Annotated in this window: 14 protein-coding genes and 1 tRNA gene; 10 read left to right on the forward strand and 5 right to left on the reverse strand. The window is 66.4% G+C overall.

Translation table 11 applies throughout. The features are described from left to right. The first annotated feature begins 33 nt into the window (after positions 1-33). Positions 34-109 (forward strand) — tRNA-Thr (locus D3230_RS05270). Between the two features lie 558 nt (positions 110-667). Beyond that, positions 668-1621: a DMT family transporter gene (locus D3230_RS05275; protein WP_202343959.1), complete on the forward strand. Its 954-nt coding sequence runs from the start codon at positions 668-670 to the stop codon at positions 1619-1621. Here D3230_RS05275 and D3230_RS05280 read toward each other — a convergent pair. Continuing rightward, positions 1581-2159 (reverse strand): nitroreductase family protein, encoded by a 579-nt coding sequence (locus D3230_RS05280; protein WP_202343960.1) that lies wholly within the window; start codon positions 2157-2159, stop codon positions 1581-1583. The two genes, D3230_RS05275 and D3230_RS05280, sit on opposite strands and share 41 nt — an antisense overlap. Beyond that, the gene (gene msrB / locus D3230_RS05285) at positions 2156-2596 is read right to left on the reverse strand and encodes a peptide-methionine (R)-S-oxide reductase MsrB (RefSeq protein WP_202343961.1); all 441 of its coding nucleotides are present in this window, start codon (positions 2594-2596) and stop codon (positions 2156-2158) included. Before msrB ends, D3230_RS05280 begins: the two co-directional genes overlap by 4 nt. Before the next feature lie 189 nt (positions 2597-2785). Here msrB and D3230_RS05290 point away from each other — a divergent pair, with 189 nt between their 5' ends. The 4 genes from D3230_RS05290 to D3230_RS05305 all read left to right on the forward strand — a co-directional run bounded on the left by D3230_RS05290 (position 2786) and on the right by D3230_RS05305 (position 10816). Further along, positions 2786-5074, forward strand: coding sequence for an S-layer homology domain-containing protein (locus tag D3230_RS05290; protein WP_202343962.1), 2289 nt, complete (start codon positions 2786-2788; stop codon positions 5072-5074). 274 nt (positions 5075-5348) lie between these two features. Then, the gene (locus D3230_RS05295; protein WP_202343963.1) at positions 5349-7145 is read left to right on the forward strand and encodes an S-layer homology domain-containing protein; all 1797 of its coding nucleotides are present in this window, start codon (positions 5349-5351) and stop codon (positions 7143-7145) included. 538 nt (positions 7146-7683) lie between these two features. Further along, complete coding sequence (locus D3230_RS05300; RefSeq protein WP_202343964.1) at positions 7684-9783, forward strand: HtaA domain-containing protein; 2100 nt, start codon at positions 7684-7686, stop codon at positions 9781-9783. Between the two features lie 97 nt (positions 9784-9880). Beyond that, positions 9881-10816 (forward strand): HtaA domain-containing protein, encoded by a 936-nt coding sequence (locus D3230_RS05305; RefSeq protein WP_337249098.1) that lies wholly within the window; start codon positions 9881-9883, stop codon positions 10814-10816. A 179-nt stretch (positions 10817-10995) separates the two neighbouring features. On the opposite strand, the gene D3230_RS05310 is transcribed toward D3230_RS05305, so the two are convergent. Both D3230_RS05310 and D3230_RS05315 read right to left on the reverse strand, forming a co-directional pair. Continuing rightward, positions 10996-11811: a heme ABC transporter ATP-binding protein gene (locus D3230_RS05310; RefSeq protein WP_202343965.1), complete on the reverse strand. Its 816-nt coding sequence runs from the start codon at positions 11809-11811 to the stop codon at positions 10996-10998. Then, positions 11808-12875: a FecCD family ABC transporter permease gene (locus D3230_RS05315; protein WP_202343966.1), complete on the reverse strand. Its 1068-nt coding sequence runs from the start codon at positions 12873-12875 to the stop codon at positions 11808-11810. Before D3230_RS05315 ends, D3230_RS05310 begins: the two co-directional genes overlap by 4 nt. 211 nt (positions 12876-13086) lie before the next feature. Between D3230_RS05315 and D3230_RS05320 the strand changes: the two genes are divergently transcribed. The 4 genes from D3230_RS05320 to D3230_RS05335 all read left to right on the forward strand — a co-directional run bounded on the left by D3230_RS05320 (position 13087) and on the right by D3230_RS05335 (position 18472). Continuing rightward, positions 13087-14214 (forward strand): heme/hemin ABC transporter substrate-binding protein, encoded by a 1128-nt coding sequence (locus tag D3230_RS05320; RefSeq protein ID WP_202343967.1) that lies wholly within the window; start codon positions 13087-13089, stop codon positions 14212-14214. Between the two features lie 363 nt (positions 14215-14577). Continuing rightward, positions 14578-15375, forward strand: a complete 798-nt coding sequence (locus D3230_RS05325) for a LytR C-terminal domain-containing protein (RefSeq protein ID WP_202343968.1) — start codon at positions 14578-14580, stop codon at positions 15373-15375. 187 nt (positions 15376-15562) lie between these two features. Continuing rightward, on the forward strand, positions 15563-17185 hold the full coding sequence (gene groL, locus D3230_RS05330) for a chaperonin GroEL (RefSeq protein WP_202343969.1): 1623 nt from the start codon (positions 15563-15565) through the stop codon (positions 17183-17185). A gap of 450 nt (positions 17186-17635) precedes the next feature. Further along, positions 17636-18472: an endonuclease domain-containing protein gene (locus D3230_RS05335; protein WP_237466951.1), complete on the forward strand. Its 837-nt coding sequence runs from the start codon at positions 17636-17638 to the stop codon at positions 18470-18472. Between the two features lie 971 nt (positions 18473-19443). On the opposite strand, the gene D3230_RS05340 is transcribed toward D3230_RS05335, so the two are convergent. Further along, positions 19444-20943: an ATP-binding protein gene (locus D3230_RS05340; RefSeq protein ID WP_202343970.1), complete on the reverse strand. Its 1500-nt coding sequence runs from the start codon at positions 20941-20943 to the stop codon at positions 19444-19446.

Genomic DNA, 20943 nt, shown 5'->3' on the forward strand with positions numbered 1-20943 from the left:
TCATGGGGCGGCCGCATGCGGCCGCCCCACAGTGCCGCCTTAGCTCATCTGGTAGAGCAGCGCCCTTGTAAAGCGCAGGTGATCGGTTCGAGTCCGATAGGCGGCTCCACGCTGGCCCCGCTTCGCGGGGCCTTTTGCGTGTCGCCGCCTATCGGACTCTGAACCGATCCCGGCGAAGCACGCTTCGCCGGCTTGCCGCGCGCAACGCTTCGCGTTGCCCTGAGCGCGTCAAGCAAGTCCGATAGGCGGCTCCAGTAAGAAAACGCGAAGCGTTTTCGACCGGAGTCGGTGCCGCCACTGCGGCACTTGCAGATGGACACTGTCGCGGAGCGTCCGGTTTCCAGTAAGAAAACGCGAAGCGTTTTCGACCGGAGTCGGTGCCGCCACTGCGGCACGTGCAGATGAGCACTGTCGCGGAGCGTCCGGCTCCACTCGCTGTGCTCGGTGCGCCGCACCCAGCCGAGATGGCAATGGTGCGCGTTATTGCCGCGCGAATGGTGCGCAATTGCGTTGTCGGGCGGGAAGACGCGCGTATTCTCAGCGGCGCGGGTGCTCTATTGCGTTCTCGGCGCAGCCGCCTGAGGGGTGGGGGAGGGCACTCGTCCGGTTGGGCGTCGATGGCCGGCCCGGGTGCCTGCGGATTGCCGGAGGCGAGTAGGGTAGCGGGGTGAACCGTTCTCGATCCTTCCCCGTGTGGGCCGCGCTGCTGGGCTCGGGACTGGCGGGCGTCCTCGTGGCCCTGCAATCCCGCATTAACGGGGGCCTCAGCCAAGAGCTCGGCAACGGCTACGTCACCGCGGCAGTCTCCTTTGGCATCGGCCTCATTGTGATGACGGTGGTGCTGTTGCTCTCGCGGCGAGGGCGGGCAGGACTCACGCAGGTCCGCGCCGAGGTTCGGGCCGGGCGGCTTCCCGCATGGACGCTGGTCGGCGGAGCGGGCGGGGCGTTCTTCGTGCTGAGCCAGGGGCTCGTCGCACCGCTCACGGGCCTGGCGCTGTTCACTGTGGGGATCGTCGCCGGCCAGGTGCTCGGCGGATTGGTGCTCGATCGCATCGGGCTTGGCCCGGGCGGACGGATCGATCCCACACCAACCCGAATCGTGGGCACCGTGCTCGCGGTGGTCGCGGTGTTCGTCTCGGTGGGCCTCAGCGGTGGCGCAGCGGAAGGGAGCGTGCTGTGGCTCGTGGTCTTTCCCGTGATCGTCGGGGTGCTCGTGTCGGCGCAGTCGATGGTGAATGGGCTCGTGCGCTCCGCGGCGCAGAGCGCGATCACGGCCACGTTTGTGAATTTCGTGGTGGGGACCACGCTGCTCGGGATCATCGCGGTTGTCTCGGTGCTCGTGTCCGGGTGGCCGACAAGCTGGCCGTCGTCGCCGCTCTACTATCTCGGCGGGGTGATCGGGACCATCTTCATCGCGGTCGCGGCGATGCTCGTGCGAACCGCGGGCGTGCTGCTCCTGAGCATGTCGAACGTGGCGGGTCAGCTCCTCGCAGCCCTCGCGTTTGATGCGGGCGCGCCACTGAGCGGCGGGCTGAGCCAGGGGATGATCGCCGGCACCGCGGTCGCCCTCCTCGCGGTCGTTATTGCGGCCCTGCCGGGGCGCTCGGCTCGAGCTCGGTGAGATATCGATCCGGATCGAGCGGCTTCCGCGGCTTCGGCTTCCGATCCCGCTCAGGGACGCCGCCGACGTAGAGCCACCCGAGGAGATACTCGTCGGGGCTGAGCTCGTGGGCCGCATGGACCTCGGGCGTCCGCGTGAGCGAGCCGGTGCGCCAGAACGTGCCCCACCCCGCCTCGTGCAGCAGTAAGCCCAGCGTGTGGGCCACACCGCTGGCCACGGCCTCCTGCTCCCACACCGGGACCTTGTGTTTCAGCCGAGGGGAAACGACGAGTGCCAAGACGAGTGGGGCGCGGGTGGCCTTCGCGAGGTACTTCTCCCGCTTGCCTCCGGCCGCGGCGGCGAGCCCCTCGCCGAGCCGAAGACGTGCGTCACCGCGCATCTCGATGATCCGCCAGGGGCGGAGTCCCGAATGATCGGCAATGCTCGCGAGCGCAGCGATCAGATCTCTCAGCTCTGCGCGGCTGGGTGCAGTATCGGTGACCTTCGAGTGGGAACGACGGTCCCGGACCGCGGCGGCGGCCGGTGCAGACTCGTTCACTCGTCGGTTTCGGGCGTCGCGCCCGCGTCGAAGGTCAGCGCCAGCGAGTTCATGCAGTACCGGTCACCGGTGGGTGTGCCGAAGCCGTCGGGGAAGACATGGCCCAGATGCGAGCCGCAGTCCGCGCACCGGACCTCAGTGCGGACCATGCCCAGGGACGAATCCTCGAGCAGTTCGACGGCTTCCGGCCGGACGCTCTCGTAAAAGCTGGGCCAGCCGCACCCGGAGTCGAATTTCGTCCCGGCGACGAAGAGCTCGTTCCCGCAGGCGCGGCAGCGGTACAGGCCGTCGCGCTCCTCATTCAGGAGAGCCCCGGTCCCGGCACGCTCCGTCGCGGCTTCGCGCAGGATCGCATATTCGTCGGGGCTCAACCGCTCACGCCAGTCGCTCTGGGAGAGCTGCACCGGATACTCGGGAGAATCAATGGGCTTCGTCATGAGTGCCTCCGTAGTCTGCGCAACGAGTACTGCAGGGCCCAGCGTAGCCCTCTCTGCTGGGTGCCCAGGCACGGCAGAGCTAGCGGAAGCCACCGGCATTGTCTGGGGCCCGTCAACGCAGGGTTCTGTGCGCAGTACGATCAGGTTTTGCGCGTTGCGCAGCACATCGGACACACTGGACGGACGGTTATGCAGCTTCTTGTCAGAAGACTCACCGGGCTGCCGAAGCGAGCTGTAGCGCTCGCTCTCGGCGCGACCTTGGTGCTCTCCATTCTCACGCTCCTGCCCGGAGGGGTCCCGAGCGCCCGGGCGGCTGACGGCACGCGCACCATCTCGGGCACGGTGGTACTCCCCGACGAGGTGCCGACCACGGCGTTGAGCGGTGTACAGCTGCGTGCCCTGGCCGACGGACAAGCGGTCACCGAGGGGGTGCCTGGCTCGATCGCTGAGTCCGGGGAGTATATGATCTCGGGCTTGGAGCCCGGGACGTATCGCGTCGTCGCCGAGACCCAGGGGGATGCGGCTGCGCACGTTGCGACGACATTCCACGGCCAGAGTGCGGTGCTGCCGACGGGTGCCTCCGTCGATGTCCTCGCTGCGGATCAGTCGAACGTGGATGTGGTGCTCACCCGCGCTGACGGTGCCGGGGCCAGGGGCCTCGGTGGACCTGACGCCGACGCGGTTGCGCAGGATCCGGCACAGCTTACGCCCGCGGAGGCGACGGTCCTGTCGCCCTCAGTAGCGCCCGCCCCCGAAGCATCTGAGCCGACCGGGCTCTCGGACCATGACACCGAGGATGAGCAGCTGCTCGCCGACCTGCTCTTGCGTGCGCAGACCGAGGAGAGCGCGAGCGAGCGGCTGCAGCAGGCTACGGCCGAGCAGAACCCGAACGATCCACACGTGCAAGGTGCCGTTGACGGGCCAAAGCCCGTCACGTCAGTTTGGGGCGGAGTCGGCGAACCCGTGTATGCCGCAGCCGCAGGGACAACACGCACCATCTCCGGAAAGGTCACCCTCCCCGCGGCGCAAACGTCATGGCTGTCGACTATGAAGGTGTTCGTCTACGACCCGAACGTGTCCGGAAACTCCCGGTTGGTGAACGTGAACCCGACGACGGGAGCCTGGGAAGCCACGGTCGCGCCGTCGCAGTACAAGGTGCAGTTCAGCTCCGAGCCCCCGGCGTACGACACCCGTATCACCGTCACGAACTGGTTCCCGAATGCGCAGTCGCTCAGCGAAGGCCGCTACGTCGACCTGCGCTCGCGAAACGCCTCGGGGATCAACGCCTCGGTGAAGCCCGGGGCAACGATCTCCGGGAAAGTATCGCTGCCGTCGGGATTCGCGCTGAATCGGAGCCGCGTGTACGCGCTCGACGCGAGTGCGACCCCGGTGGATGTCTACTACCTCGGTGCTGATGGCACGTACACCTTCTCCCGGCTCCCCGTGCAACCGACCTGGTTCCAGGTAGTGACGTTCGACGCCCAGTACAACCTGCAGATGATGCAGTTCCTCCGCACCGGTGGCTCAACGAAACACACGCTCCCGCTCGGTGTCCGCTCAACCCGCAACCTGGCCGGAACCGCGGCGAAATCTCAGATCCAGGGCCGCATCGATGTTGCAGGTGGGCTGCCGAAAGATTTCCTGCGTGCGGCGAACGTCTTCCAGAAGGTGGACGGAAACTGGTTCCCCACGTACTACGCATGGCAGAACTCTCCCGAATACACCGGGATCGCGCTCGCTCAGGGTGAGTACGCGGTGGAGTTTACGGCCAAGACTGGGCGTGACGTTGCCAAGGGCGAATGGTGGAACACGCAGGCCTCGCGTGAGGCTTCGACGCGGATCACCCTCACGGGCAGCAACATCGCCAGGGGGATCAACGGGACTCTGCGGACGGGCAGCTCAGGCCAAGTTTCCCCGTTCGTTGATGTGAAGTCGAACCACAAGTTCTACAAGGAAATCGCGTGGATGTACGTTTCCAAGACCTCCACGGGAACGAAGCGATCCGACGGACGGTACTACTTCCCCAAGACGGGGGTGTCCCGGGAAGCGATGGCCGCGTTCATGTACCGTATGAACGCTCCCGCGAACTATCGCGCCCCTGCGAAGTCACCGTTCATCGACGTGCCGACCTCCCACAAGTTCTATACGGAGATCGCGTGGATGTCGACGTCGGGGCTCTCAACCGGCGTGAAGACGCCGGCGGGGCGGACATATCAACCCACGCAGCCGGTCTCGCGTGAAGCGATGGCGGCGTTCATGTTCCGTCAGTACGCGCCATCGTCGTACCGGGCACCCGGGTACTCACGCTTCGACGATGTGAAAACCTCTCACAAGTTCTTCACGGAGATCTCCTGGATGTACGACTCGGGTTTGTCCACCGGGGTGCGCTCAGGCACCAAACGCAACTACCAGGGCGGCACCGTTGTTACCCGAGAGGCGATGGCGGCGTTCCTGTACCGGAACGCGCTGTATAGCTAGCGAGTGACGTGTTCGACCCCCGATGCTCATATTCGTGGCATTGGGGGTCGAACCCTTTTGGGGTATGCGGTGACGTCAGAAATCCTGGAAAGCAGGGAGGGAAAGTACCCAAATCAGGCGCTCCGGAAGCCCGGTATGCTCAGCGAACTTGCATCGTCAGACGATATTCGTCAGACTATAGGACGGTGCTGAGGTAAGGTGCACCTCACTTCGATCCGATGAGCGCCTCCACGACAGCGTGCAGGCCACCGACGCGTAAAGGACTGCAATCGTCATGACTGCACACACGAGCTGGCGGAGGCGCTCCGCCTCGGTGCTGGCCACCGCCACGGCGGTACTCCTCGCCGCCAGCGGCGCCTTGATGGCTCCGGCCGCGGCGTTCGCCGAGGAGGCACCCGCCGGCCCCACAATTACGGTTACGCCGAACGTTGATCTCGACCGTTCCGGCGCTACGGTGACTGTTTCTGGCTCGGGCTATGACCCGAACAAGCCGATCTATGTGACGACATGCGCGGATATCGCCCTGGAGCAGCTCGACTTCACCTACATCAACAAGGGGTGCACCAGCGGGGCGAAGCAGATCAAGCTGGGAGCGGAGTCGACGCCGGGGACCGATGCGTTCCAGACCGATGGCACCTTCTCGACGACCTTGCAGGTCGCACCGAAGGCCGGAGCTGAGTCCACCGCGGTCTTCACTATCGCCAACCATTTGGCGATGCAGGACCGTTCGCAGGATGCAAAGGCGGTCCTGAACTTCGCTGCTGAGGCTGCGGTTCCTTCGGCTGTGTCAACGGTTGCAGCGGCTACCACGGCGGGCTTGACTGTTGCTACCGACCTGGCGAATATTCCTGGCCCGAACGGCGCATACGTTGCGGTTATTGAGGCCGGTACTTCGGGGAACATCTCCCGTGACAACATGGGAGTCGCCTCTGCGTGGGTGCGTCCTGCGGATCTCGTCGATGGGGCAGCCCAGAATTCTCTCGAGGTCCCCTCTGCCGGGCTTGATCGCACGAAGAACTACGAGGTGCTCGTGTGGAAGGGGCACACGATGCCTGGTGCCGACACAACGCTCAGTCTTGCGCCGCTTGTCGTTTCGGCAGCCCAGTGGGATGCAGTGTTCCCGCCTGTTGTCGCACCTGCCTCAAGCGTTACCGCTCAGGTTTCCGCAACTAAGACCGGGCTTACCTTGGACGCTGAGATCAAGAATGTCTTTAATGCAGATGGTGCGTATATCACTGTCATTGAGGCTGGAAAGATCGGCGATGTCAACCAGCAGGATATGGGAATCGGCGCAGAATGGGTGCGCGGAAGCGCATTCTCTGAGGGGGCCGCGAAAGTGAAGCTGACCCTCCCGAAAGCTGAGCTTGACCGCAAGAAGCAGTACGAAGTGATCGTGTGGCCGTCGAAGTCGTTCCCGAACTCTGCAAACCTGCTTGCTCAGACGAAGCTCAACGTGACCAAGGCACAGTGGGACACCGTGTTCCCGACGGTCGCCCCGAAGATTCCCTTCACCGACATGAAGTCGGGCGACAAGTTCTACAAGGAGATCTCGTGGATGTACACGAGCAAGCTCTCGACCGGCATGAAGCAGCCTGACGGTTCCGTGATTTACGCGCCGAAGCAGAACGTTTCGCGTGAGGCGATGGCCGCGTTCCTGTTCCGCCAGTACGCGAAACCGGGCTACAAGGCACCCGCGAAGTCGCCGTTCACGGACGTGAAGACGAGTGACAAGTTCTACAAGGAGATCGCGTGGATGAAGGACGCGAAGATCTCGACGGGCGTGAAGCAGGCCAACGGCACGGTGAAGTACCTGCCGAAGTCGAGCATCACCCGTGAGGCGATGGCGGCGTTCATGTACCGGATCGACGAGGGCTCGAAGCCGGCGACGCCAAAGGTGTCCCCGTTCTCCGATATGAAGCCGGGCGATAAGTTCTTCAAGGAAATCGCGTGGATGCACTCGAGCGGTCTGTCGACGGGTATCAAGCAGCCCAGTGGCAAGCCGACGTATGCGCCGAAGTCGAACGTGACGCGTGAGGCGATGGCGGCGTTCCTCTACCGCGCACAGCCGTAAGGAAATTCGGACTCGGGCGTGAGGGTGACTTCGGTCGCACTCACGCCCGAACCCGTTGGTGCTGGACGAAATTTCCGCATCAAGTTGCAACATCAGATGATGTTCAGCAGACTGGAAATACTGCACGAGACGATAGTGAACTCGGGTACTCACGCCGCGAGAAGACCGACGCAGAGAATGCGTCACACGCAGGGAGACTGAACAGATGCGTACACGAAATGTGTTCCGGGGGCTCGCAGCAGCGACGTTGTCTGCAGCACTTGTCGTGGGCGGCGCACTCGGCACACCCGCCTTTGCGGAAGAGTCGGTCGACACCGCAGCGCAGCAGACAGAATCCGCGATTCCGGTGGCCGATGCGTCGGAGCACGTTGCGCCTCAGAATACGGATCTGAGTGCATCGGTAGAGAACCCGGACGCAGACACTGCTGCAAGCGAATCCGGTGCGGTGGGGTCCGAACACACACCGGACCCGGCCTCTAACACCGCACCTGAAGGGCCTCAGGGGGCGAGCGAGGTTCCGGGGGAGCACTCAAATCAGGTGGAGCCCACGCCCGAAGCGTCTGCCGCAACCAGTGAACCCGCGGTGCCCTCGGAGCAGCCGGAGGCACCCCTGGACATTGCCCTCAAACTGACGACCACGGTCAAGGCCAAACGGAGCCTGAGCGTGCAAGTAACGGCCACCGGGCTCCCGGCCGACTTTGCCGAAGTCTCAGCTGCGCTGATTCCGACCGGTGATGAAGCGAGTCTGCTCGGCCCTGAAAACCAGATCCCGGCGCTGGCGTCGCCGAAGCCGCAGGTGCAGGACGGCAAGGCGAGCTTCCCTCTGATTGCTCCGGTCGAGCGGCTCACGCGCGGAACGCAGTACGTCGTGGTGCTGTGGCCGAACAACGCGAAGCCCGAACCCGCAAATATCCTTGCCCGCGCGGACGCCGCGGTGACCGCAGCCCAGTGGGAGCAGCTCCTGGGTGTCCCACCGCAGCCGGACTGGAACGAGAAGGCCGCGGTGGGCAGCTTTGACTGGGGCCTCCGGGATAAGTTCCGCGAGTATGTGACCGGCGGAATCGCCAAAGGGAAGATCACCGTTCAGAAGCCGGCGACCGGCAGCAGTGTGTACCGCTTTCCGCAGACCTCGAACACCTGGGACCCCAAGACACTCACCGGAACGGTGAAGTATGCCGGTCTCGTGAACTTCTGGGGACACGACGGTGTACTCGACCTGAACCTTGCGAACCCCGAAGTCACGGTCCGCAATGCGAATAGCGCGGAACTCAACGTCCCCTATGCGGGCAAGATGTTGAAGATTGCCACCATCGACCTCAGCGCGAAGTCTGCGTCGAAGAATGTGCTTCCCGACGGTTCGGTGCAGTTCCGCAACACACAAGTGACTTTGACCGCGGACGGCCGGGACGTGTATTTCGAGGAGTACATGTCGGCGGACATGGAGCTTGCGCCGCTCACCTTCACGGTGGGTGCGGATTCGAAGACCGAGCAACCCGTGAAGCCCCCGACAACGAAACCTGGGACGTCCAAGCCCAAGCCCACCCCCAAGCCTGTCCCGAAGCCGCTGCCGCCCACCACCGTGTACGGTGGGGCAACCGGTGCGCAGGCCGCGGGTTCGTTGAGCTGGGGGGTCTCGAGCGCGTTCTCGAGCTACGTCACGGGTCCGATCGCGAAGGGTGCCGTCACGACCAGTGGGGTCGGCAGCTCCGGCGGCGGCTACCTCTTCCCGCAGGCCGCGGGTGGGAGCTGGGACACCGCCACTCAGACCGGTTCCGTGCAGTACTCGGGTGTGATCTCGTTCACCGGCCACAAGGGTCTGCTGAGCGAAAGCATGAGCAACCCGACGATTCAGGTCACTGGCCCCGACACGGGAGTGATCTACAACGGGGGCGCCCAGTGGGGCACGCTCAATCTCGCGGCAGCCTCGAAATCGGTGGGACCGAACGGTGAGGTCACGTGGAGCGGCGTTCCGGTGAGCGGCGGCTTCTCGGGCGGAGCGTCCGGCGGCAGCCAGTACACCCTCGCGGCGGACCCCCTGACGTTCACCGTGGGCACCGCGAGCGGAGTCAGCTACGGATCCACCGCGGTGAGTAACGACTCGCTGAAGCGGACGGCCGCGGCAAGCGCGCCCACGACGAGCGGGATCCGGATCCTCACCGACACGAAGAAGATCGTTCCCGGTGGCGAGATCGAGCTGGAAGCGCCCGGCTTCACTGCGAAGGAACGAGAGGCCCTCGTGGTGCTGTACCCCGGCGTGATCGTTCTGGATGAGGCCGCAGGTGCTGACGCCTCCGGAACCGTGCGCTGGATCGGCACGATCCCCGAAGACCTGCCCCTCGGTGAGTACGTGATCACCGTGCAGGGGAGCACCGACGCTGGCGCGGTCATGGAAGTGCGCAAGCCCGAGCCGAAGGCGAAGGCTGCGGCGAACCAGCAGCGCGTGGCCGAACTCGCGGCGCAGGCGGAGGCCGGAGAGCCAGCTGCGGCGGGAGTGCTTCCCGCCGCCGAGGCGCAGGCGACCTGGATGTGGTGGGCGGCTTCGCTCGGCCTGCTCCTCGTCGCCGGGGTCATGGGCGGACTGGTTGTCGCGCAGCGTCGGAACGCCGCCGCGGCCCACACACCCGGATCCGGATCGTAGGACCATCACGTATCGTGGGTGGGCGAGGCTCCAGAACTGGAGCGCCCCCGCCCGAACCGGGCACTATCCCGTCCCAGGAACACAAGGAGACTCAATCGTGCAGAACCCTCAGGACCTCGGGCGTCGACACCCGCGACGCGCGCTCGCTCTGGTCGGCGGAGGTCTCATCGCAGCGGGGGCGCTGTTCGTCCCGACGGCCGCCACCGCGGCACCGGCGGGCCCGGTGCCGGCAACGCCGCTCTCGGCGACCGCGACCACCGCGGACCCAACGTGCACGGTGAGCTCCGGGACGCTCACCTGGGGCGTGAAAGAGAGCTTCCGCTCGTACATCAGCGGATCCATCGCCAACGGCGAGTGGACCGTGAGCGACGACATGCGCTACGAAACCCCGAGCTTCATCTGGGACCAGGTGACTGGGGCCGTCTCGAGCGACCTGGCCGAGGGAACTATCGCCTTCACCGGGGCGATCCACTTCACTGGGCATAGCGGCGCGATGGAGCTGGATCTGTCGGATCCGAAGCTCGAGTTCACCGGTGACGACACGGCCTACCTGACGCTCACGATCGGGGCGACCGATGCCGCGGATGCTGGGGGCGAGGCGACAGCCGAGACGCTGCGCGCCGCGAAGATCGACCTGACGGATGCGGTCACCGCGGGCGGCACCGAGCTCTCCCTGGAGAGCGCGATCCCGCGCCTCACCGCCGAGGGGGCTGCCGCCCTGAACGGCGAGTACGGCAGCTATGTCGCGGGGGAGGAGCTCGACCCGATCGCGCTCACCGCAACCGTGTCCGGCTGCGAGCTGGGGGAGAGTACCGCGGTGGTCATGCCCGAGACGGAGATGCCGAGCGCACCGACGCCGGCTCCAGGCGCGACCGACACCGAGAACGCCGCCCCGGCAATCCCGTGGCTGCCGATCGGCATCGGTGCCGTCGCGCTCCTCGTCATCGGAGTGACCGGCGGGATGCTGCTTGGCGGACGCAAGCGGCCGAACGCTCAGCCGTCCGAGACCGACCCCGGAAACGACGCACCCTAGTCCGGCGCTCGGAGATCCGACCCCGAACTGGCACAGCGGCCCCGAAACCGACGGAATTTCCGTGGGTTCGGGGCCGTGATGCAAGGAGCGGGTCGGTTCTGGGCGGTGGCAGTGCGGGGCGCCGAGTGCCGGTGCTGGTGCCGGGTGCTGGTGCCCGGTGCCGGTATCGGTGCGTCGCGCTACGCGCGCTTAGGCATGACGATCCCCTGCCCGGTGACGGGGTGCGGGATCACCTCGACCGGGGTGCGGTACACCTCGCTGACGATCTCCGCGGTGAGCACCTCTGCGGGGGCGTCGCAGGCGTAAATCTTGCCGTCGCGCAGCAGCGCGATCCGATCCGAGTACGCCGCGGCGAGATTGAGATCGTGCAGGACCACGAGGACCGCGTCACCGGCAGCCGCGCGCTCCCGCGCAAGTCCGAGCACCGCTTCCTGGTGCCCGAGATCCAGCGCGGCTGTCGGCTCGTCGAGCATCAGCACGCCGGTGCGGCCCGCGATCACCCGAGCGAACGCGGTTCGGGCGCGCTCCCCACCCGAGAGCGAGGGGACGCGGCGGTTGCCGAGGTGGGCGATGTCGGCGGACGCAATGGCCTCGGAGATCGCCTCGTTGTCTTCGTCCTCGAACGGGGTTTTCCGCCAGGGCGCGCGGCCCATCTCGACGACCTGGTGCACCGTGAAGGGGAAGAGCAACTGGTTGTCCTGGAGCAACACGCTGCGCCGGCGTGATAGCTCGCCGAGCGACCACTCTGCGATCGGACGACCGCCGAAGCGGGCGACGCCCGAATCGGCCGCGACGTCACCGGACAGCACGCTCAGCAACGTTGACTTCCCGGCACCGTTCGGTCCGAGCAGTGCGAGCACCTCGCCCGCGCGGACCTCGAGCGAAACCTGATCCAGCAGTGCGCGGCCGCCGCGCTTCAGGCCCACGTTCTCTGCGGCGCAGACGACCTCGCCGACGGCGGCGCGAGTCGGGAGCGCCAAGTGTCGCGCGCTCATCCCCAACCTCCACTTCGCTTGCGGGTTCGTCGCAACAGCCAGAAGAAGAACGGGCCGCCGACGAGGGCGGTAAGCATGCCGATCGGCATGTCCGCCATGGGAACCAGGGTGCGGGCGGCGAGATCCGCCAGGGTCAGCAGGAGCGCACCGCCGAGGGCGCTCGCCGTGACGAGGGGGAGGTGCGCCGGGCCCAGGATCATGCGCATCAGATGCGGGATCACGAGCCCCACGAAGGAGATGATGCCCGCAAACGCGACGGCGGCACCGACGAGCAGGGCGACGACGAAGATCATGACGATCCGGAGTGCTTCGACGTTGACGCCGAGATGCCGCGCGTTGCGCTCGCCGAGCGCCAGCAGATCGAGTTTGTGTGCCGCGATATAGGCCGCGAGCAGCCCCACCGCGATGATCGGGGCGATGATCAGGACCTGCGACCAGCGGCTGCCAGCGAGGCTGCCGAGCTGCCAGAACACGATCTGCTCACGCGACTGCGTGTCCCCGAGGAACGTCAGGAGCGCAATCCCGGCACCGCCGATCGCGTTCACCGCGATACCGGTGAGGACGAGCGTGACCACCTCGGTTTTCCCGTCGGCGCGACTCATCGCGTACACGATGAGGGTGGCGCCGAGGCCGAAGATGAAGGCGAGGATCGCCGTGGTCCACTCGCCGAACAGCGTCAGCCCGAACACGATCGCGAGCCCCGCGCCCACAGCGGCACCCGAAGAGATGCCGATCACGCCGGGTTCCGCGAGCGGGTTCCCGAAGATCGCCTGCATGAGGAGACCCGAGACCGCAAGCCCGGCGCCGACCAGCGCTGCCATCGAGACGCGTGGGAACCGGATCGCCCACAGCGTCTGATCGCCGGCGGGGTGGCTCGGCATGGGGAGCCAGTCGATCCCGACGCGGTGCAGCAGGGATCCGAGGACCTCCTGCGGGGGCACCCCGAGCTGGCCGGTGCCGGCGGAAACGAGTACTGAGACGATGAGCGCGACCGCGAGCGACGTGAACAGGATCGTCGTCTTCGCGGCGTGCCGGGAACCGGTCCGTTTCTGAAGGGCAGTCATGCGTGCGAAGGACAGCTTTCGTGAGAGTTCGTGGGTCAGGATCCCGGGCGCGCGCACGCGCCGAGTGCCACGTCCCCGCGACGACCCTGTAGCTTCATCATACCTTCACTAGGTTAGACTTACCCCCGCTGGCGTACGGGAAATGCGCAGGGGCGTGTGATGCCTGATGCACCATCGGTCCCGGGACGCATCGCAGAATCGAAGGGACCCCATGCACACGTTCCGCGGTCGGCGCACGCGTCGCGCTCTCGCACTCGCCACCGTCGCGTTGCTGGGGCTGGGGTTGACGGCGTGCCAGAGCGTTGGTGCCCCGGGTGGCCTGGAGTCCGCCGAGACGGTGGAGCTGCCCCCGATTTCGGACCTCACCCCCGCGCCGGATCCGAGCAACATTCAAGGCCCCACGACCGCGCTGATCGGGGGCCCCTCGATCGCGCCCGTCGCCGAGGCACCCACGCCGGAGCTGCCCGCAACGGTGACCTCGCACGACCGATCCGGCGACACCGAGGTGACGGTGACCGACACCTCCCGCGTGCTCGCGCTGTCCCTGAGCGGTTCGCTCGGCGAGCTTGTGCACGCCTACGGCCTCTCGGATCAGCTGGTGGGTCGCGACATCTCGACCAACTTCCCCGGTTCGGAGGATCTGCCGATCGTCACCCGTGACGGGCACTCGATTGATGCCGAGAGCGTGTTGGGGCTGAGCCCGACGGTGATCCTCACGGACGGGTCGATCGGCCCGACGGACGTGGTGCTGCAAATGCGTGACGCCGGGATCCCCGTGATCACCGTGGATCGCGCGGTCGACGCGGAGAGCACCTTCGTGACGGCGCAGCAGGTCGCTGACGCGCTGGGGGTGCCCGATTCGGCACCGCCGCTGATCGATACGCTGCAGGCGGCGATCGCAGCCAAGGAGGCGGAGGTCGCGACGCTCCTTCCCGAGGACCCGGAGAAGCTCCCACGCGTGGCATTCCTCTACGTTCGTGGCACCTCGGGGATCTACTACCTGTTTGGTGAGGGCAGCGGCGTGGATAGCCTGATCCGGTCGATCGGCGCCGTTGACGTCGCCGCGGAGATCGGGTGGAAGGGCGAAAAGCCGATGACGGACGAGGCGCTCATCGCGATCGATCCCGATGTCATTCTCGTCATGACCAAGGGCCTGGAGAGCGCCGGCGGGGTAGACGGCCTGCTGGAGGCGCAGCCCAGTATCGCGCTGACGACGGCCGGCAAGAATCGCCGAATCATCGACGTGGACGACACCCTGCTGTTCGCCGGCGGCACGCGGATCCCGGACGTGATCGACGGCCTCGCCCGCGCGGTGTATGCACCGGATTCGCTGGGGTAACGTGCGCGTCCCGCTCACATGAAAACGCGTGAGCGTTTTCGTGCGGGTCGCGCCGGGGCTCCTGTCACGGTATGCGATCCGGTGCTGGGTGCGCGTGCGCGCCCAGCCGACGGGCGTAGCCCGGGGGATGATTCGCTGACGGAGTACCTGAGCGCCTGAGCGCCTCGCTCGACCGACCGCGCGTGAGCGCGTTTGTGCGTGACGCGCCAGGGCCCGCGGGCCGTTCCCGCGCGAAGCTTTCGCCCATGACCATGGGGATTCGGTGCCGGATCCACCGTCCTGGCAGGAATCACGTTGTACTCTAGGGGCTGATCCTGCGGTTTCATCGTGGTGATCCACCGCAGACTGACCGAGGAGAACCGCGTGGCGAAACGAACCGAAGACGCAGGGGCGCGTCCGGGGGGCCGTCAGGACTACCCCGAGGATCGGTTCGACCGTATTTCGCGGAGTGGGCGAGTGGGGGCCCACCGGGTGACCGCGCGGCCGCGATACACGTGGCAGTACGTCATTGCCGGGCTCTTGGGGTTTGCGATTCTGACGACGCTCGGCGTGCTCGCGGTGCACGCGATCGGCGATGCGGGGAAGCTGCCCATCCGTGGCGACAGCCTGACCTCCTCGGCCACGCAGGAGAAGCCCGACGCTGAGATTAACCCGGATGCGACGATCGCGGTGCTCAACGGGACCACCACGGAGCATCTGGCGGCCGCGGTCGACAAGATCGTGACGGAAGAGGCCTGGGGCAAGATCCTGTTCTCGGGCAGCGCCTCCGCGTCGGACGTGCAGATCTCGGCGGTGTTCTACTCGGACCCTGCGGACGAGGGGGCCGCGGCCGGGCTCGCCGCGAAACTCGGTGGACTCTCGACGTACACGACCGCGGACTACGAGCAGTACGGGGCCCAGCTGGTGGTGCTGATCGGCGCGGATTACCAAGGCCCGGGGCTCACCGAAGCGGCGCAGATCGCCGCGGACACCGACCCTGGAACTGACGGGTCGATCTCCATGGGCGGTGCCGGGAACGGTGCGAGCGAGGAACCCGAGATCGATCCGGCGACCGGCTGGGAAATTGATCCGGCAACCGGCTTCCCGATCGATCCGGCGACGGGGCTGCCCGTGGACCCGGCGACGGGCCTCGCGGTGGATCCTGCCGCAGCCACTCCCTAGTCGGTAGGCCTCCCGGACCCTCGCTCCTTGTTCGCTGTACGCGAGCGATACCGCTTGCACTCACCCCGCGTGAGTGCCAAGATTGGTGTTAGCAGTCGAATCGACTGAGTGCTAAAGCTTCGCGCATCGATGCTCCGTGTTGATGCGCTGCTCACCACACCGAGAACGTCCAGGAGAGGCGAATTACATGGCAAAGATCATTGCGTTTGATGAGGAAGCACGTCGTGGGCTTGAGCGAGGCCTGAACATTCTCGCTGATGCCGTGAAGGTGACGCTTGGCCCGCGCGGCCGCAACGTCGTCCTCGAGAAGAAGTGGGGCGCCCCCACGATCACGAACGACGGTGTCTCCATTGCCAAGGAGATCGAGCTCGACGACCCGTACGAGAAGATCGGTGCTGAGCTGGTCAAGGAGGTCGCGAAGAAGACCGACGACGTCGCGGGCGACGGCACGACCACCGCAACCGTTCTTGCACAGGCGCTGGTCCGCGAGGGCCTCCGTAACGTTGCTGCGGGCAGCGACCCCATCGCGATCAAGAAGGGCATCGAGAAGGCTGTTGCCGCGATGACCGCTCAGCTCCTGGCCAACGCCAAGGAGATCGAGACGACCTCCGAGATCGCCGCAACGGCTTCGATCTCCGCAGCCGACGAGCAGATCGGTGCCCTGATCGCTGAGGCGATCGACAAGGTCGGCAAGGAAGGCGTCGTCACCGTCGAGGAGTCGAACACCTTCGGCACCGAGCTCGAGCTGACCGAGGGCATGCGCTTCGACAAGGGCTACCTCTCCGCCTACTTCGTCACCGACGCTGATCGCCAGGAAGCGGTCTTCGAGGACCCCTACGTCCTCATCGTCAACGGCAAGGTCTCCAACATCAAGGACCTGCTCCCCGTCGTCGATCCCGTCATCCAGTCGGGCAAGCAGCTCCTCATCATTGCTGAGGACGTCGAGGGCGAAGCGCTCGCGACCCTCGTGCTGAACAAGATCCGCGGCATCTTCAAGTCCGCAGCCGTCAAGGCCCCGGGCTTCGGCGATCGCCGCAAGGCCATGCTGCAGGACATCGCGATCCTCACCGGCGGCCAGGTCATCTCCGAGGAGGTGGGCCTCAAGCTCGAGAACACCACCCTCGACATGCTCGGCACCGCTCGCAAGGTCATCATCACCAAGGACGAGACCACCATCGTTCAGGGTGGCGGCGAAGAAGAGGCGATCCAGGGCCGCGTGACCCAGATCCGTCGTGAGATCGAGTCGACCGACAGCGACTACGACCGTGAGAAGCTCCAGGAGCGTCTCGCGAAGCTCGCCGGTGGCGTTGCCGTCATCAAGGCTGGCGCCGCAACCGAGGTGGAGCTCAAGGAGCGCAAGCACCGCATCGAGGACGCCGTTCGCAACGCGAAGGCAGCCGTTGAAGAGGGCGTGCTCCCCGGCGGTGGCGTCGCGCTGATCCAGGCGGGCAAGGACGTGTTCGACTCGCTGGAGCTCACCGAGGGCGAGGCCGTCGGCGCGAAGATCGTCCAGGCTGCCATCGAGGCACCGCTGCGTCAGATCGCGCTCAACGCGGGCCTGGAGCCGGGCGTTGTCGTCGATCGCGTGGCAAACCTGCCCCTCGGCCACGGCCTGAACGCTGCATCGGGCGAGTACGGTGACCTTGCTGCGCAGGGCATCCTCGACCCGGCCAAGGTGACGCGCTCCGCGCTGCAGAACGCCGCGTCGATCGCCGGCCTGTTCCTCACCACCGAGGTCGTCGTTGCCGACAAGCCCGAGCCGGCTGCTGCCGCTCCGGCTGGTGACCCGACCGGTGGCATGGACTTCTAAGTCCTGCACCTTCACAGGGGGTCGCGCCTTCGGGCGCGGCCCCCTGTGGCGTTTTCAGGGGTGTGGCTTGTACGGGGTGCGGCGGTTGCCTGGGGCGGTTAGGCGAGGGCGCGGGGTGTGCGAGGGTGCGGGGTACATGTGCGCGTGTGCGCGGGGTCCAGCGGCGGCCCGAATCCGGCGTGATCCCTGCGGATCCGGCGACGCGACCGCGGCGTGATCCCGGATCACCAATACCTCGGAGATTCTTCGCCCTCGACCCTGTTCGGGGGTGCAACCTCCTAGGCGTTCGCGAATCTCCTGTGGGTTCGTCGTTGCCAGGTCGGGCGCGCGACGTCGGCGGCCCGAGTAAGCCTGGCGGACCAGGGTGGGGATACAGCGCTGGCTGCGATAGTTATCCACAGTGAGGCGGTGGGGTCACCGCGGAGCGCGAGCGTGTCGAACACTGGAGGGATGAACCCCATACGGTACCTCCAGCGCAATGACGGTATCTCGCGCACCCGCAGGCTCATCGAGCGCGGCCTGAGCGCCCACAGCATCCGAGCGCTCGTGGCTCGTGCGCAATTGGTGCGCCCTGCACACGGGTGGATCGCGCTTCCCGATGTCGCCCCGCAGCTCGTACACGCGGTACAACACGGTGCCGTGCTGAGCTGCATGTCGGTTGTCGAACTGCGTGGCCTATGGATGCCGACACCCCTGGTGCGCCCCCACGTCGCGTCGCGCACCCCAAAATCACAGGTCATTCCTGGCGACCACGTCTGTCACTGGGCGATGCCGAAGCTGCGCCGCGCACCCTTCCAAGTAGTGGATCACCTGGAGAACGCACTCGTGTTCGCCGCCGCGTGCCTCCCAACCGAGCACGCGCTCGCCGTGTGGGAGTCGGCACTGCGGCGGGGCGCGACGACACGGGCGAGACTCGCATTGCTCGCGCTCAACCGGCGTGAGCGGGGGCTTCTGGACGCCTGCAGTGAGTTCTCGGACTCGGGTCTAGAGAGTTACGTGGGCCACCGACTTCGCTCACTCCAGTTGCACGTGGTGCCGCAGGCCTGGGTGCTGGGGCACCGCGTGGACTTTCTCATTGAGCGCGCCCTGGTACTGCAGATCGACGGCGGGCATCACGTCGGGCCGCAGCGCGACGCCGACAACCTTCAGGACGCCGAACTCGCAGTGAACGGGTACGTGACGATCCGTGTGAGTTCGCGCCAAGTGGAGCGCGACTGGCCCGAGGTGCAACGGCTCATTATGACGGCGCTGTCGCAGCTGCGTGCCCGCCCGCAGCTCCCGGGCTGACGTCGGCGCAGTGCTCGTCCGCGCGCGGCGTTGGCCAGTGCGCGGTGCTCGCTCGGGTGTGCGGTGCTTGCCTCGGTGCAGCGACGTTCGCCCAGGAGATCCTTCGGCGAGGGGAAGTTTGCCTCTGAAAATCTCCTGCGGAATCGTGAATCTCCGTGATTTTGGTGAGCCAGTGCAGGAGGCCCGAGCCCGGGAGACCCGAACACACGGGTGCCTGAGCACACGAGCACCTGAGCACACGAGCACCTGAGCGCACGGGCGTGCCGGGGTGCCCACTTGCCCCGGTGCGGTGCGTCGTGCGGTGACAGGTTCCTAGGAGATCCATCGGCGAGGGGGCATTTGCCCCAGAAAAACTCCTGCGGACTCGTGAATCTCCGTGGTTTTGGTGAGCCAGGGCCACGGCGCATGAGACTTCGAGTGCGGTGACAGGTCACTAGGAGATCCTTCGGCGAGGGGGCATTTGCCCCAGAAAAACTCCTGCGGACTCGTGAATCTCCGTGGTTTTGGTGAGCCAGGGCCACGGCGCATGAGACTTCGAGTGCGGTGACAGGTCACTAGGAGATCCTTCGGCGAGGGGGCATTTGCCCCAGAAAAACTCCTGCGGACTCGTGAATCTCCGTGGTTTTGGTGAGCCAGGGCCACGGTGCCCGAGGCTTCGGGCTCGCTGGTGCGCAAACACGCGGGCACCCGGGGCACCCGGGACCCCGGGGTGCCCCGGGTGCCCGTCAGCCCACGGCGCGGTGCGTCGTGCGGTGACAGGTCCCTAGGAGATCCATCGGCCAGGGGACGTTTGCCCTTGGAGATCTCCTGCGGACTCGTGAATCTCCGTGGTTTTGGTGAGCCAAAGCCACGGTGTATGAGACTCGGGCGCGGGAGGACCGGGGTTCCCCGCTCGACTGAAGCGCGGGCCCGAGGCCCAGGCCTAGGCCTAGGCTCGGGTCCAACCCCAGGCCCGACCCCAGACCTCGCAGCTAGTCGCCCGCGGGGAGCGGGGTGGAGCCGGTGGCGGGCTGCTCGTGCGCCGGCAGGTCCACGCGGAAGGTTGCGCCGCCGCCCGGGGTATCGTGCACGCTCACGGTGCCGCGGTGCGCCTCCACGATCGACTGCACGATCGCAAGGCCCAGCCCGGAGCCGCCCGTCTCCCGGTTGCGGGAGGAGTCCGCGCGCCAGAGGCGGCCGAATATCTTGTCCCGGATCTGTTCGGGCACGCCCTCGCCGTGGTCGACGATCTCGAAGCGGCCGATCGTGGGTGCGCCCTCCGCCACGGGCGGCGCGGAGACCACGATCTCGATCGGACTGCCCTCGGGGGTGTGCCGCATGGCGTTGCCGATGAGGTTCGTGAGGAGCTGTCGCACCTTGTGCTCGTCGCCGGTCACGGTGGGGTCGGCCGCGTCCTCGACGACGGTGACCTCTCGGTCGGGTGCCTGTGCGCGGGCGTCGAGGGCGGCGTCCCGGGCAAGCTGGTTCAGGGGGAGGGACGTAAGCTGCAGCGGCCGGCGTTCGTCGAGGCGCGCGAGGGCCAGAAGATCCTCCACGAGGGAGGTCATGCGGATCGCTTCTTTCTCGATCCGCTCCATCGCCTGTCCGACCTGTTCGGTGTCCTGCAGCGCGCCCATCCGGTAGAGCTCGGCGTAGCCGCGGACGGACACGAGGGGCGTGCGGAGTTCATGGCTCGCGTCACCGATGAAGCGGCGCATCCGGTCGATCGTGTGCGCTTGCTCTTCGATGGACCCGTCGAGCCGATCGAGCATGATGTTCAGGGATTCCCCGAGGTGCCCCACCTCCGTGTGCGGGCTTGCCACCATGATCCGCTTCGAGGTGTCGCCGCGGGCGATCTCGAGCGCCGTTTGTTCGACCTCCGCGAGGGGTAGGAACGTGGTGGTGACGAGGAGCCGCGTGAGCGCCGCACCGAGTAGGATCACGGCGATGCCGAAGCCCGTGAAGATGATGACGTACTGCGCGACGACCTGATTGATCCCCGCCATGGAAGAGGCGATGAGCAGGATGGCGCTCTGCTCGCCCGGTACCAGGATCGGGATCGCAATGGCACGCCAATCGACGCGGTCCGGGCTCGTCATCTGGATGATCTGCGCCGGATCCTGCGTGACCGAGTCGAGGGTCATCGGGTGTTGCAGCTCAGGCACGGAGGAGGGCCGCAGCCCCAGGGTGTTGTCGTACTGCAGCGCGCCTGAGGAGTCGAAGAGCGCCACGTAGTACTGCTGGTTCGCGTAGCGAATGTCCTCCGGGCTGAGCTGCGAACCGTTCGCGTCAACCGCGAGTGCGGCGGTCGGATCCTTGCGCAGCTGCAGCAGGGAGGAGGTTTGATTGGAGAGCAGCATCGGCCGCAGCACCGAGAGGGTGCCGACTCCCGCAACGACGAGTCCCAGGAACAGGATGAACACCGTGACCCCGGTGATCTTCGCGCGCAGCGAGATGTCGGCCCATCGGTCGGTGAAGCTCTGCCGGGCCAC

Origin of the sequence: Leucobacter chromiireducens subsp. solipictus, from assembly GCF_016758195.1 — a bacterium.
Taxonomy (GTDB): Bacteria; Actinomycetota; Actinomycetes; order Actinomycetales; family Microbacteriaceae; genus Leucobacter; species Leucobacter solipictus.

Coding starts and splice junctions, on each gene's coding strand:
- groL (WP_202343969.1), top strand. CDS start 15,563: ATGGCAAAGATCATTGCGTTTGATGAGGAAGCACGTCGTGGGCTTGAG.
- D3230_RS05295 (WP_202343963.1), top strand. CDS start 5,349: ATGACTGCACACACGAGCTGGCGGAGGCGCTCCGCCTCGGTGCTGGCC.
- D3230_RS05320 (WP_202343967.1), top strand. CDS start 13,087: ATGCACACGTTCCGCGGTCGGCGCACGCGTCGCGCTCTCGCACTCGCC.
- D3230_RS05315 (WP_202343966.1), bottom strand. CDS start 12,875: ATGACTGCCCTTCAGAAACGGACCGGTTCCCGGCACGCCGCGAAGACG.
- D3230_RS05290 (WP_202343962.1), top strand. CDS start 2,786: ATGCAGCTTCTTGTCAGAAGACTCACCGGGCTGCCGAAGCGAGCTGTA.
- D3230_RS05335 (WP_237466951.1), top strand. CDS start 17,636: ATGAACCCCATACGGTACCTCCAGCGCAATGACGGTATCTCGCGCACC.
- msrB (WP_202343961.1), bottom strand. CDS start 2,596: ATGACGAAGCCCATTGATTCTCCCGAGTATCCGGTGCAGCTCTCCCAG.
- D3230_RS05310 (WP_202343965.1), bottom strand. CDS start 11,811: ATGAGCGCGCGACACTTGGCGCTCCCGACTCGCGCCGCCGTCGGCGAG.